11 protein-coding genes are annotated in these 14009 nt (G+C 37.5%); all 11 read left to right on the top strand.

Translation table 11 applies throughout. From position 1 onward, the window contains the following. The first annotated feature begins 156 nt into the window (after positions 1-156). The 11 genes from A9178_RS06375 to A9178_RS06325 all read left to right on the top strand — a co-directional run bounded on the left by A9178_RS06375 (position 157) and on the right by A9178_RS06325 (position 13953). The gene (locus tag A9178_RS06375) at positions 157-1560 is read left to right on the top strand and encodes a sugar porter family MFS transporter (protein WP_068673660.1); all 1404 of its coding nucleotides are present in this window, start codon (positions 157-159) and stop codon (positions 1558-1560) included. A 288-nt stretch (positions 1561-1848) separates the two neighbouring features. Next, complete coding sequence (locus tag A9178_RS06370; protein WP_369801958.1) at positions 1849-3333, top strand: sugar ABC transporter ATP-binding protein; 1485 nt, start codon at positions 1849-1851, stop codon at positions 3331-3333. 5 nt (positions 3334-3338) lie between these two features. Continuing rightward, the gene (locus A9178_RS06365) at positions 3339-4343 is read left to right on the top strand and encodes an ABC transporter permease (protein ID WP_156520712.1); all 1005 of its coding nucleotides are present in this window, start codon (positions 3339-3341) and stop codon (positions 4341-4343) included. A gap of 33 nt (positions 4344-4376) precedes the next feature. Further along, complete coding sequence (locus A9178_RS06360; protein ID WP_068673456.1) at positions 4377-5369, top strand: sugar ABC transporter substrate-binding protein; 993 nt, start codon at positions 4377-4379, stop codon at positions 5367-5369. Positions 5370-5390: 21 nt separating this feature from the next. Then, a complete protein-coding gene (locus tag A9178_RS06355; protein ID WP_068673454.1) occupies positions 5391-6380 on the top strand; it encodes a sugar ABC transporter substrate-binding protein in 990 nt (329 codons plus the stop codon). A gap of 204 nt (positions 6381-6584) precedes the next feature. Next, a complete protein-coding gene (locus A9178_RS06350; RefSeq protein ID WP_068673452.1) occupies positions 6585-7787 on the top strand; it encodes a diphosphate--fructose-6-phosphate 1-phosphotransferase in 1203 nt (400 codons plus the stop codon). An 82-nt stretch (positions 7788-7869) separates the two neighbouring features. Further along, entirely contained in the window at positions 7870-8868 is a 999-nt protein-coding gene (iolG, locus tag A9178_RS06345) for an inositol 2-dehydrogenase (RefSeq protein ID WP_068673450.1), read from the top strand. Between the two features lie 24 nt (positions 8869-8892). After that, a complete protein-coding gene (iolD, locus tag A9178_RS06340) occupies positions 8893-10797 on the top strand; it encodes a 3D-(3,5/4)-trihydroxycyclohexane-1,2-dione acylhydrolase (decyclizing) (RefSeq protein WP_068673449.1) in 1905 nt (634 codons plus the stop codon). Between the two features lie 285 nt (positions 10798-11082). Beyond that, the gene (iolB, locus tag A9178_RS06335) at positions 11083-11895 is read left to right on the top strand and encodes a 5-deoxy-glucuronate isomerase (protein ID WP_068673447.1); all 813 of its coding nucleotides are present in this window, start codon (positions 11083-11085) and stop codon (positions 11893-11895) included. A gap of 59 nt (positions 11896-11954) precedes the next feature. Then, entirely contained in the window at positions 11955-12890 is a 936-nt protein-coding gene (iolE, locus tag A9178_RS06330; RefSeq protein ID WP_068673445.1) for a myo-inosose-2 dehydratase, read from the top strand. A 28-nt stretch (positions 12891-12918) separates the two neighbouring features. Beyond that, entirely contained in the window at positions 12919-13953 is a 1035-nt protein-coding gene (locus A9178_RS06325) for a Gfo/Idh/MocA family oxidoreductase (RefSeq protein WP_068673443.1), read from the top strand. Positions 13954-14009: the final 56 nt, after the last annotated feature.

Genomic DNA, 14009 nt, shown 5'->3' with positions numbered 1-14009 from the left:
ACTAGATAAATAAGGATATAAATGAATCCGATTACATAGGAGAGGGATAGGGTTCATACCTCACTAGTAAATACTACATCTTGTACAAGGAATCCTCGCCCTATTAATGGGAGGAAATACAAAATGAGTAAAAATGATTTATCTACGGATAAAACGATGACGATTAAAGAACGTGATAAAAGGCTGAAGGTCATAGCGATTATTGCCACATTTGGTGGACTGCTATTTGGTTTTGATACTGGGGTTATTAATGGTGCTTTACCGTTTATGTCAATGGAAAGTCAGCTAAACCTAAATGCTTTTACAGAAGGTCTTGTCTCTAGTTCATTGATATTAGGTGCTGCATTTGGTGCCTTTTTTGGAGGCCAACTTTCTGATAAATATGGTCGTCGTAAGTTAATCTTATGGCTTGCCATTATATTCTTTTTCTCAACATTAGGATGTGCTCTAGCGCCAAACGTTCCAGTAATGGTTATTTCACGTATTATTCTTGGACTTGCTGTTGGTGGTGCCTCTGTAACTGTACCGACATTCTTATCTGAGATGTCACCAAAAGAGCGTCGTGGTCGTATGGTTACACAAAATGAGTTGATGATTGTTACAGGTCAACTTCTATCATACGTGTCTAACGCTATCCTTGGTAACACTGTTGCAGACCCTGGTGTATGGAGAATCATGCTTGTTCTTGCAACCCTTCCAGCAGTGGTATTATGGTTGGGTATGTTAATTGTTCCGGAAAGTCCCCGTTGGTATGCATCAAAAGGAAAAATGGGAGATGCACTTAAGGTTTTAAAAGAAGTTCGAGACATTAATACTGCAAATACAGAGCTAGATGAGATTCAAGGGAATATTAGATCGGAACAAAACCTTGGTAAAGCTTCCATGAAGGATTTAAAAATACCATGGATAAAACGAGTTGTACTCATTGGTATTGGTATTGGAGTCGTTCAACAGGCTACAGGTGTTAACTCTATTATGTATTATGGAACGGAAATTTTAAGAGATGCTGGTCTAGGAACTCAGGCAGCACTAATAGGTAATATTGCAAATGGTGTCATATCCGTACTAGCGACTTTTGTTGGTATTTGGTTACTTGGTAAAGTCGGAAGGCGCCCTATGTTAGCAGTCGGGCTCATTGGTACAACTAGTGCTCTAGCATTAATTGGATTATTTTCAAATTTATTTGCAGGAACAGCAGCACTTCCGTATATAGTACTGACGTTAACCGTTACATTCCTTGCTTTCCAACAGGGAGCCATTTCTCCAGTAACTTGGTTAATGTTGGCAGAAATATTCCCACTACGCATACGTGGGCTGGGATTTGGAGTAGCAGTATTTTTCAGCTGGATGACGAACTTCTTAATTAGCTTCTCATTCCCAATACTATTAAGTAGATTTGGACTAAGTATTACATTCTTTATGTTTGCCGTTGTCGGTATATTTGCTATTACTTTTGTTGTGAAATACTTACCAGAAACAAAAGGACTTTCTCTAGAAGAATTGGAACAACGTTTTCGTAATTATGGTAAGGAAGATGCAGTAGATATTAAAGAAGCATAATGGTTTTACTTGTATAATATCATAAGCGCTTAACCATCACGATTTTTTTGGTTCATAGGTTAAATATTTAAAATACGTTATAAAAGAATGCAATATTTGAATTAATTCTAGATATTGTATTATTCTTCATATAAATATTCAGAAAAGTTATTGACTTCATAATCTTGTTAAAATATAATACAAATAAGTAAAGCGCTTAACCGAATTTCGAAATTGTTTTAGTGTATGCGCTTACTGCGATGCAGATTTTATTGTTGTATTAATTTAAAATGGTAAGGAGGGATTTCTTTGCTTCTCGAAATGAAAAATGTAAGTAAATCTTTTTCAGGGATACAAGTATTACATGGAATTAACTTAGAAGTAAAAAAAGGGGAAGTACATGTATTACTTGGGGAGAATGGGGCTGGTAAATCAACCATCATCAAGATTCTAACCGGTGCGTATACAAAGGACACTGGAGTGGTTAAATGGGAAAATAAAGTTTTAGATGTTGAAAAGCCAAAAGATGCTATTGATGCTGGGATAGCTACTATATATCAAGAACTTAATTTAATCCCCCAACTTTCCGTTATGGAAAATATTTTCTTAGGTCATGAAGAAAAAGTACGTGGTAAGTATTCTTTATTAGATCGAAACAACATGAGAAAAAAAGCGGAGGAATTACTATCCCGATTGGGGCAAAATATAGACCCTGATGAAATAGTAGGTAATCTTGGAGTAGGTCAGCAGCAATTGGTTGAAATTGCTAAGGCTCTGTCTCTTAATGCCAAACTACTAATCTTGGACGAGCCAACATCTAGTCTTAGTGGGAAGGAAGCGGAACAACTACTCTCCACAATTGAGAATCTAAGAAACCAAGGTATGACATTCATTTATATCTCTCATCGTCTAGAGGAAATTAAACGTATTGGTGACAGAATTACTGTATTAAGAGATGGTACAAAAATACAAACCGTTTCCGCTAAAAATACTTCTGTTGATGAAATGGTTACGTTAATGGTTGGTAGGGTACTGGAGAATAAATTTCCCAAAAAGCAGTTTAAAAAAGGCAAAGAGGGTTTAAGAGTTGAGAATCTTAAGTTAACGTCTGATTCGCCTGCCGTTAATTTTTCAGCATACCAAGGGGAAATTCTAGGTATTTCAGGATTAGTAGGCGCTGGTAGAACGGAATTGATGAGAGGGATATTCGGTGTTGATCCAGTAATCTCAGGGGATGTTTACATATTTGGTGAAAAGAAAAACATCGACAATCCGAGAAAAGCTATCCAAGAGGGGCTCGCTTTTATTACGGAAGATAGAAAAGAAGAAGGTTTGTTTTTAGATCAATCTATTTATTTTAACGAAACGATTGCTAAATTAAATTTTGTAAAAAAGAATGGCTTAATAAGTGTTAAATCTCAAAGAAATATTGCGAATAAGTATACACAAGATTTAAAGATAAGACCTAGTAATATTGAGTTGATGGCCAAAAACCTCAGTGGGGGAAATCAGCAAAAAGTTGTTATCGCGAAGTGGCTATTTACAGGAGCGAGAGTGTTTATATTTGATGAACCGACAAGAGGTATTGATGTAGGAGCGAAAGTAGAAGTATACAACTTAATCAATTCTTTAGTTGAGCAAGGTTCTATTGTCATTATTATTTCTTCTGAGTTACCGGAGATTCTTGGAATGTGCGATCGAATTTTAGTAATGAATGAAGGAAAAATTACTGGAGATTTGATGCGTGATGAAGCAAATCAAGAAAATATTATGAAGGCAGCTATAGGAGGTTGATGAAAATGGAAGAACGTGCAATAAATTTGGAGCCACAAGTGGAAGGGCCAAAGAAAAAAAAGGAATGGGATACGAAAAAATTATTAAATAAATTTGGTGCATTGTTAGGGTTATTGATTTTATCTACAATATTAACAGTTCTCACCCCAAGTTTTCTGACAGTTGATAACTTGATGAATATTTTGAGACAGGTTTCTATTAACTCATTATTAGCGATGGGGATGCTACTAACTATTATTACTGCAGGTATTGACTTGTCAGTTGGTTCTATTTTAGCTTTTGCAATTGTAACTGGTGGTATTGTTACTGTTACATTAGGTTTGTCTCCAATACTGGGAATAGCAACTATTTTGCTAGTAGGAGCATTAGCAGGGATGATAAATGGTTTGCTTTTAACGAAGCTTAGATTACCTCACCCATTTATTTCTACATTAGGAACAATGAATGTATTCCGTGGGTTAGCGTTAATTGTTACAGCAGCTTCTCCAATTTTTGGATTCCCATTAATGATTAACTATATTGGACAAGAAAGTGTAGTTGGGATTCCGATAAGCTTTATGTTAGTTATTGTAGTAGCAATTATGATGCATATTTTCCTAAATAGAACATCTACAGGTAGATATATTTATGCTATCGGTGGGAATAAAGAGGCTGCTCGCCTGTCAGGTATCCCTGTTGATCGGGTATTGGTTATTGTTTATACGATAAGTGGATTTATGGCAGCGTTAGGTGGATTAGTATTAATTGGTAGGACAAATTCAGCTTCCCCTATTGCTGGATTAACGTATGAATTGGATGCGATTGCCGCAGTTATTATCGGTGGCGCAAGTTTTATGGGGGGAGTAGGAACCGTAGCTGGAACAATTATCGGGGCAATGATTATTGCTGTATTGCGTAATGGATTGAATTTAATTGGAGTGTCTTCCGATTTACAAACAGTTGTTATTGGTTTAGTTATTATTTTAGCAGTTTATGTTGATGTTCTTAGAAGGAGAGAAAAGAAAAATTAATTTATTTATCATTAATTATGAGGGGGAAATAGGATGAAAAAGAGCATGTATTATTTTTTGTTCCTGATTACAGTTACATTTACTATATTAGCTGGATGTAGTGAGGAAGGAAATGCTAGCCGATCTGATAGTGGAACAGAAAGTGGTAGTGATAACGGGGATGGAAAGCCAAAAGTAGCTGTTGTATTAAAAGGGTCTGACCAGGAGTACTTTAAATTAGCTGAACAAGGGGCAAAACAGGCATTTGAAGATTTTGATGTTAATGGGACTTATATGGCTGCAACCACTCAAACAGATACAACACAAATCATAAATATTTTAGAAGACCAATTAATAGAAAAACCGGATGCTTTAGTAGTCATGCCTAGTACAGAAGAGCAAATTCCAGTTCTTCAAAGATATAATGATGACGGAATTCCTGTATTACTAATTGATACAAATCTTGAATGGGATGGTAAAGATACTTACATTGGTACTGATAACTATACTGCTGGACAAACGGCAGCAGAACATTTAGCTTCATTACTTTCAGAAGGAGATCAAATCGCAATTTTAGAAGGAGTAACAGGGGCGAAAGTTAACGAAGATCGAGTTCAAGGGGTTAAAGATAAGTTGGAAGAATTAGGGATAGAAATTGTTGCTTCCCAATCGGCAGATTTTGACCGAGTAAAAGCAGTTACAGTAATGGAAAATATTCTAACGGCCAATCCTGATATTGATGGTGTTTTTACCGCAAATGATGCAATGGGAATGGGTGCCTTAGAGGCTGTTCAAGGAAAAGGTTTAGACCTACCAGTAGTTGGAATTGATGGTACAACAGATGCATTGGAATCGATTAGTAATGGTGGAATGGCTGGTACCGTATCCCAAGATCCATTTAACATGGCATATTTAGGTGTGGAAAATGCGCTTAAAGTGTTAGATGGGGAAAAAATTGATGAATTGATCAATAGCGGATCGAAAGTTATTACACAAGATAACGCAGCAGAAGAATTAAATAGAGTAAACGAACTATTAGGTAAATGACAATAAAGGGGGAAATAGGATATGAAAAAAAACTTTGCTTTTCTTTTATTTAGTTTGGCTTTGCTTCTTACCGCATGTTCCACAGATAGTACGAGCACAGAAGAAACTGGAAACAGTGAAAAGTCAAGTGGGGATTCAAGCTATAATATTGGAGTTGTATTGATGTCTGTTAGTTCTGAATACTGGAAGATGACAATGGCTGGTGCCAAGGATGCAGCTGAAGAACTGGGTGTAAATGTAGAGGTTTTAGGTCCGACTGAAGAAACGAAATTTGAAGAACAGGTAAAAATAGTAGAAGACCAAATTTCTAAGGGGGTAGACGCACTAGTTATCGCAGCGAGTCTACCAGAAGCAATGCAACCCGCCTTATCTAAAGCGAAAGAAGCGGAAATTCCGGTGGTTTTAATAGATGCTAATGTAGAAAGCTTTGAAGATAAAGTTACATTTATTGGCACGGAAAATTATGATGCGGGTAAATTGGCAGGTGAATATGCTAAAGAGCAATTTAATCTTCAAGATGGAGATAAGGTTGCAATCATTAGAGGACAACTGGGTGCTAAAGTACATGATGAAAGGGCTGGTGGTTTCCAAGATGCTCTAAAAGATTTAGATATAGAATTTAATATACAGGATGCACAAAGTGACCGTGTTAAAGCGGTTAATCTAATGGAGAATATCCTTACATCGACTCCTGAGATAAAACTAGTTTTTGCTACATCTGATGATATGGCTTTAGGAGCATATAAAGGGCTTGAGAATAGTGAAAAAACGGATCTCCCTTTAATTGGATTTGATGGTACACCAGATGGATTAAACGCGGTTCAAGATGGCTTTATGCAGGCAAATATTGCGCAAGACCCATATAATATGGGGAACACAGGAGTTGAATCTGCTGTGAGTGCGCTGAAAGGAGAAGAAGTGGAAGAGAGAATTGACTCTGGTGCTAAAGTTATTACATCAGAAAATGTAGAAGAAAGAATTGAAAAAGTGAATGGTTATTTAAATAAATAATAAAGAAAGCATAACGGAGCGGGAATTGAGCCACTCCGTTATTTACTTTTGAAGTGATATACCCGACTATAGAAAAATAAAATTAAAAAAATCAAAGTATTATTGACTAACTAGAACTTTAAGAATATAATATAAACTGTAGATTGAAGTTATTTTTACTTTAAAGATAAAGCGCTTAACCAATAAGAAGAAGGGAGTAGGGAAATGCAGGGGAATTGTATGATTGTCCAGTCAGGTGGACCTACAGCAGTTATAAATAATTCTCTTATCGGGATCATTGATGGAATATCAAGAACTCCATTTAATGGAGAAGTTTATGGTTCTGTAGGTGGGATTCATGGCTTACTGCATGAAGAATTTGTCAGTCTAAAGAATCTTTCCATTAGTGATCGAAATAGATTGCGATGGACTCCTGGTGCAGCTCTCGGTACATGGCGTTATAAATTATCTAAAGGGGATATAGAAGAAATAGTACGTATCCTAATTAAGAATGACATTCGGTATTTTTTCTACATAGGTGGAAATGGTTCCATGAGTGTAGCAAAGGCGATTCATGAGTGTGTCGTGGATGCCGGATATAATCTTATTGTTATTGGTGTTCCTAAATCAATTGACAATGATGTAGTTGGTACTGATCATTCACCAGGATATGGGAGCACTGCCAAGTTTTTAGCAACTTCCGTCATCGATGTAGATATGGATATGGGTAGTTATCCAGAAAGCAATGGTGTAACTATTATTGAGACGATGGGAAGAAACTCGGGTTGGCTTGCTGGAGCATGTTCATTATCTGAGGATTACCTTACTGGAAATAGTCAACTACTTATTTATATTCCTGAAGTTGCATTTGATTTTGCTGGGTGCTTAGATAAGTTGGAAAAGGCACATCATGAAAAAAGAAATACGATTCTTGTCGTTGCAGAAGGAATTAGGAAGAAAAATGGTGAATTATTAAATAGGAATACGGAATATGATTTTTTAGGAAGACCAAAATTGGGCGGAGTTTCATCCCATCTGAAAGATATAATTAAAAATGAAACAGGTATTAAAACCCGGTATATGACCTTAAGTGTTTGGCAAAGAAGCAGTATGACTCTCGCTTCGAAAACAGATGTAGAAGAGGCTTATCATTTAGGAATACATGCTGTTCGCCTAGCAAATTTGAATCATACTGGTATCATGGTCAGCCTGAAAAGAGATTTACATGATGAGGATTACCATATATCTTATGAAACTATACAGTTAAATGAAGTAGCTGGAAAGGAAAGATTTATCCCAAAGGAATGGTATAACACTAAAGAAAATTCAATGACAATGGATTTTAAAGATTATGCGTTTCCAATGATTAAAGGGGAAATTGTCCTGCCAATGGAAAATGGGCTACCAATCTATCAGCGGGTGATTTAATATATTTTTTTAACACCAACGAAAGCGCTTAACTTAGGAGTTTAAGGCTATAAATACTTTTTTATAAAAGGTAGTGATACATTTGAGAACGATTCGCTGTGCAGTAATTGGTGTCGGAAGATTAGGTATCTTTCATGCCAAAAATGCTGCTACTAGAGTGAAAGGTGCTGAAATTGTTGCTGTTGTTGCTACAAGGGAAGAAAGTGCAAAGCGAGCAGCAGTAGAACTGGGGATAGCTAGGTGGTCGATTGATCCACAAGAAATATTTGATGATCCGTCCATTGATGCTGTCATCATCGTGACACCAACAAAAACCCATGCGGAACTTATTAGTCAAGCAGCAAGAAGTAAGAAACATATTTTTGTAGATAAGCCGGTTACAGAAACACTGGAAGAAGCGGATAAGGTAATTAAAGAAGTCGCAAATAATGGGGTCATCTGCCAAGTAGGGTTTATGCGCAGGTTTGATCCTGCGTATGTTCGAGCTAAGAAAAGGATTGAACATGGTGATATAGGGGAACCTCTTTATTTCAAAGGAGTTAGCCGAGACCCAGGTTCACCTCCGGAATCCTATATTAAAACGAGTGGTGGTATTTTCTTAGATTTAAATATTCACGAGTATGATATTGCAAGATATCTAATGGAGGATGAAGTGGAATCTGTTCAATCGTTTGGAGATGTACTCGTACATCCTTTTATGGAAAAATACGGGGATGTCGATCAGTCCATTACGGTACTGAAATTCAAAAACGGGGCTACGGCGAGTATTGAAGGTAGCAGAAATTCCACTTTTGGCTACGATATTCGTGGAGAGGTGGTTGGCACAGAAGGTTCTATTCAGATAGGGTCTCTTCAATACCATAACAATATTATTCTAAAAAATAACAGGAGTTACCATGATAATGTTCCAGATTTTCTTACCAAGTTTGAAGATGCTTTCGTTGCGGAATTAGAACATTTCATTGACTGTATTCAGAATAATAAGAAGCCAATTGTCGATGAAGTGGATGGCAAGAAATCATTGGAGGTTGCTGTCGCTGCCACGGAATCATTTAAGATAAAAGAAAAAGTATTTCTTTAATTAAAGATAAGAGGAGGAAATAAAATGGAAGCTATTCGTGTTGCAAATGAAAAAAGGGCAGTTCAAAATGAAACGATTCGTTTAACCATGTCACAGGCACTATTGAAATTCTTGGACAATCAATACATTGAAGTAGATGGGGAAGTAAAGAAATTCGTGAAGGGGATTTTTGGTATCTTCGGTCATGGAAATGCAACTGGTTTAGCTGAAGCACTTGAAAGAGAAGAAAGTGATATGACTCTTATTCAAGGGAAAAACGAACAAGGGATGGTCCATACAGCTACAGCTTATGCAAAGCAAAAAAATCGCCAAGAAATTTATGCTTGTACGACATCCATTGGACCTGGTGCTTTAAACATGGTAACAGCGGCAGGTACTGCTACAGTTAACCGTATTCCTGTACTATTACTGCCAAGTGATAATTTTGCAACTCGTCAGCCTGACCCGGTTCTTCAACAAATTGAAGATCCTAGTGATTACACGATGTCTGCAACGGATGCATTCAAACCTGTTAGTAAGTACTGGGACCGTATTGTACGTCCTGAGCAATTAATGACTGCTTGTTTAAATGCGATGCGTGTACTGACAGATCCAGTTGATACTGGTGCCGTCACATTAGCACTTCCACAAGATGTGCAAGCAGAAGCATACGATTATCCGGTTGAATTTTTCAAAAAACGTACGCACACAGTGGAAAGAAGAACTCCAAGTGAAGTTGCACTGGATCGTGCAGTAGAACTTATTAAATCGAAAAAGAAACCATTCATTATTGCAGGTGGTGGGGTACATTATTCCCTAGCAACAGATGAGTTAAAACAATTTATAGAAGACTTCCAAATCCCAGTTGGTGAAACACAAGCTGGAAAGAGTGCACTTGCCTGGGATCATCCTATGTATATGGGGGGAACTGGTGCAAATGGTTCAAAAGCATCCAATGTTCTTGCAAAAGACGCGGACTTAATTATCGGTATTGGTACTCGTCTAACTGACTTTTCTACTGCTTCTAAAGTAGCTTTCCAAAACCCAGAAGTTGAATTTTTAAGTATTAATGTTTGCTCCATGGACGCGATGAAGATGGAATCACAAATGGTCATTGCTGATGCAAAAGTTGCCTTAACAGCATTGGCTGAACGTCTAAAAGATGAGAACTATAAATCTGGTTATGAAGCAAGTGAATTATCTTCCTTAAAAGAAGATTGGGATAAAGAAGTAGATCGTCTATTCAATTTACAAAATGAAGAAGGGTTAGAACAGTCCCAAGTAATTGGTGAATTAAATAAATTCATTGATGAAAAAGATATTATTACTTGTGCGGCAGGAAGCTTACCGGGGGACCTATTGAAACTATGGAGAAGCTCTCATCCGAAAACATATCATATGGAATACGGATTCTCTACCATGGGTTATGAAGTGCAAGCAGCGCTTGGGATTAAAATGGCTGAGCCAGATCGTGAGGCGTATGCAATCGTTGGGGATGGAAGTTACCTAATGTTGCATTCTGAACTTGTAACAAGTTTACAAGAAAACAAGAAAATCAATATTATTTTACTAGATAACCACGGTTTCCAATGTATCCATGGACTACAAGTTGGTCAGGGTAGTGAAGGGTTTGGAAACGAATTCCGTTATCGTGATGCAAGCACGAATCAATTAAGTGGAGAATATATGGAATTTGATTTTGCTGCACATGCAAGAAGTATGGGAGCTAAAGGATATACTGCTAACACGGTAGAAGAACTTCGTGATGCACTAGCGAAAGCGAAACAAGAAACAAAATCTACGTTAATTCATGTTAAGACCCTTCCAAGTAAAGTACCTGGCTACGAATCTTGGTGGCGCCTAGGTGTCGCTGAAGTATCTAACAGTGAAACAGTAAATAATGCCTATGAAAATATGGAAGAAAAGTTAAATCAAGCTAGAAAATATTAAGTAGGGTTTTAGAATGAGAAGAACAAGCCTCACGACGCGTGTGCCGATATCTCGGGTGTGAGTGCTGATATCTGGGGAGCGAGAGCTGATATCAAGGGTGCGAGAGCTGATATCAAGGGTGCGAGAGCTGATATCAAGGGTGCGAGAGCTGATATCAAGGGTGCGAGAGCTGATATCAAGGGTGCGAGAGCTGATATCTAAAGAGAGTACAGATATCCTCGATGTCTGTGGGGACTTGTTTCTCATCACAGGATGATTGATGTAAAACAATTTAGGAGGCTAATCATGTCAGAATTACGTATTAAATCAAAAGCAACACCAAATCAAGATGGAAGTGTGATTAAAGTAACACCTGAGGATGCTGGTTGGAAATATGTAGGTTTTGAAGTATACCACCTACAACCGGGACAAACGTTTGAAAAGGAAACAGAAGATTTAGAAGTAGCAGTCGTTCTTCTTTCTGGAAAAGCGGATGCGAAAACAAACTCACAAGCGTGGGATAATATTGGGGAAAGAATGAGTGTATTCGATGACTCACCAGCATATACCGTTTATGTATCATCCAATGATAGAGTTGAACTTACAGCGCTTACTGACTTAGAAATTGCTGTTTGTACTGCTCCTGGCAAAGGAACATATGAAGCTCATCTCATTACTCCAGAAGATGTAGTGGTAGCACAGCGCGGATACGGTAGCCTAGAACGCGAGATTCATAATATAATTCCTGCTGATAAGCCGGCAGATAGCTTATTCATTTTTGAAGTATTCACACCAGAAGGAAACTGGTCAAGTTATCCACCACATAAACATGATGAAGATAATTTGCCGCAAGAAAGTTATTTAGAAGAAACCTATTATCATAGAGTGAGTTCTCCAGAAAATGGATTCGCAATACAGCGTGTGTATACACATGACAAATCTTTGGATGAAACAATCGTGGTCAAAGATGGCGATTTGGTTCTTGTTCCAAAAGGCTATCATCCAGTATCAAACCCACCAGGATATAAATTATATTACTTAAACGTGATGGCTGGTCCTGTTCGTGAATGGAAATTTACGAATGATAAAGACCATGAATGGTTACTGGCTAAAAATTAATTATTATTAGGTGTCCCATTTATGTGGGACATCTAATATATTCTTAAGGAGGGGAAACAATGACTTTACAATCTGTACCATTCAGTCTTGGTATCCACCCAATTAACTGGGTTGGGGAAGATGTATTGGAACATGGTGATTTTTATACATATGAAGAGGTGATGGGTGATATTCAAGCCCTCGGTTTTAAAGGAACGGAAATTAGTCGTAAATTTCCAAAAGATAAAGAAGAATTAAAAAAGGCATTAAATCGATTCGGTTTACAGTTAACAACGCAATGGAAATCAGTATTCTTCTCCGACCCAAAGAGACATGAAGCAGAATTAAAAGCGTATCGCGCCCATGTTGAACTTTTAAAGGAATTCGGCTGTAAAGTAATAAGTACAGCTGAAATAGGAGGGTCGATGCTTAACCAAGATCCAACCCGTGGTATCGATGAAACATATGTTGAAAGATTAGATGATGAAGGTTGGAAGTACCTAGTGGAAGGGCTAAATAAAGCTGGGGAAATTGCCAAGGAAAATGGTATGGATTTAGTGTATCACCATCATGCAGGTACCGTTGTGGAACAACCTGAAGAAATAGATCGATTAATGGAGATGACCGATAAAAACTTTGTGTCCTTGCTGTATGATACAGGACATGGATATTACGGTGGAAATGATCCAGTACAACTTTTACAAAAATATATTGATCGAGTGAAATATGTTCATTTAAAAGACGTCAGACAAAATGTACTAGACCAGGCTCGTAAAGAGCATTACAGCATAAGGAAATGTATTCGTAGTGGCATGTTTACCGTACCTGGAGATGGCGTACTTGATTTTGAACCTGTCTTTAGAATTTTAATGGAAAACAATTATTCGGGATGGGCGTTAATTGAAGGGGAACAAGACCCTATCGATCACAATCCATTTCAATATGCGAAGAAATCAAAAGAATTCATTATAGGAACCATTGAAAAAATAAAAGCAAATCCGATTACCAAAAACTAATGAGGTGAAATAGAGAGGGGATTATCATATGAAAGAAGTAGTACGTACAGCGGTCTTAGGACTTGGAAGATTGGGTTACTGGCATGCAGAAAATCTTGCACAAAAAGTAAAAGGTGCGGAACTTGTTACAGTCATTGACCCAATGGAAGGTCGTGCGGAACAAGTAGCAAGAGAATTAGGAGTGAAAAATTGGTCTCAAGATATTAATGCTGCTTTTCATGATGACACCATCGATGCTGTTGTTATTGTTACACCTACTTCAACACATGCAGAATTAATTAAAGAAGCGGCTAAAAATGGAAAACAAATTTTTGTGGAAAAACCGTTAACTAAAGAACTTGCTGATGCGGATGAAGTGATTCAAGTTCTCGAGGAACAGAAAGTGAACTGTCAAGTTGGGTTTATGAGAAGATTTGACCCAGCCTATAGTGAAGCGAAGAAAAGAATTGAAGCGGGAGACATTGGGAAACCATTATACTTTAAAGGGCTTAGCCGTGACGGAAATGTACCACATGAAGAATTTATTAAATATAGTGGTGGTATTTTCCTAGATATCGCCATCCATGATTATGATATCGCACGCTTTTTAATGAACCAAGATGTAACATCCGTGCAATCTACAGGAAGTATTTTACTAGAATCCAATCGTTTTATGAAAAAATACAATGATGTTGACCAAGGTTTAACGTATGTAACATTTGATGGTGGTGCGACAGGTGATGTGGAAACAATGCGTGTTGCTCCATATGCCTATGATATCCGTGGGGAAGTAGTAGGGACAGAAGGATCCATTCAAATTGGTTCCATGCGCAATACAGATGTAAACATTCTAACATCAAAAGGAAGTACACATGATTTAATTCAAGACTTCCCATCCCGTTTCCAAGATGCATATCTACTTGAAATGATTGCGTTTATCGAATCGGTACGAAAAGGGGAAACACCACTTTGTACAGCGGTGGACGGAAAGGCAGCGCTTGAAATTGCAACAGCGGCAACCCAGTCTTTCTTATCAGGGGAAAAGGTAGAGGTTAAATCATTGAATCAGGGGAGCTTAATATAATAGTGTTATCAGAGAGTGTAAAATACTTTACTTTTTCACTCTCTTAGCTGCTCAAA

Origin of the sequence: Oceanobacillus sp. Castelsardo (assembly GCF_001659985.1) — a bacterium.
GTDB lineage: Bacteria > Bacillota > Bacilli > Bacillales > Amphibacillaceae > Oceanobacillus.
This window is presented reverse-complemented; position numbering and strand designations above follow the sequence as displayed.

Coding starts and splice junctions, on each gene's coding strand:
- A9178_RS06375 (WP_068673660.1), top strand. CDS start 157: ATGACGATTAAAGAACGTGATAAAAGGCTGAAGGTCATAGCGATTATT.
- A9178_RS06365 (WP_156520712.1), top strand. CDS start 3,339: ATGGAAGAACGTGCAATAAATTTGGAGCCACAAGTGGAAGGGCCAAAG.
- A9178_RS06360 (WP_068673456.1), top strand. CDS start 4,377: ATGAAAAAGAGCATGTATTATTTTTTGTTCCTGATTACAGTTACATTT.
- A9178_RS06355 (WP_068673454.1), top strand. CDS start 5,391: ATGAAAAAAAACTTTGCTTTTCTTTTATTTAGTTTGGCTTTGCTTCTT.
- A9178_RS06350 (WP_068673452.1), top strand. CDS start 6,585: ATGCAGGGGAATTGTATGATTGTCCAGTCAGGTGGACCTACAGCAGTT.
- iolD (WP_068673449.1), top strand. CDS start 8,893: ATGGAAGCTATTCGTGTTGCAAATGAAAAAAGGGCAGTTCAAAATGAA.
- iolB (WP_068673447.1), top strand. CDS start 11,083: ATGTCAGAATTACGTATTAAATCAAAAGCAACACCAAATCAAGATGGA.
- iolE (WP_068673445.1), top strand. CDS start 11,955: ATGACTTTACAATCTGTACCATTCAGTCTTGGTATCCACCCAATTAAC.
- A9178_RS06325 (WP_068673443.1), top strand. CDS start 12,919: ATGAAAGAAGTAGTACGTACAGCGGTCTTAGGACTTGGAAGATTGGGT.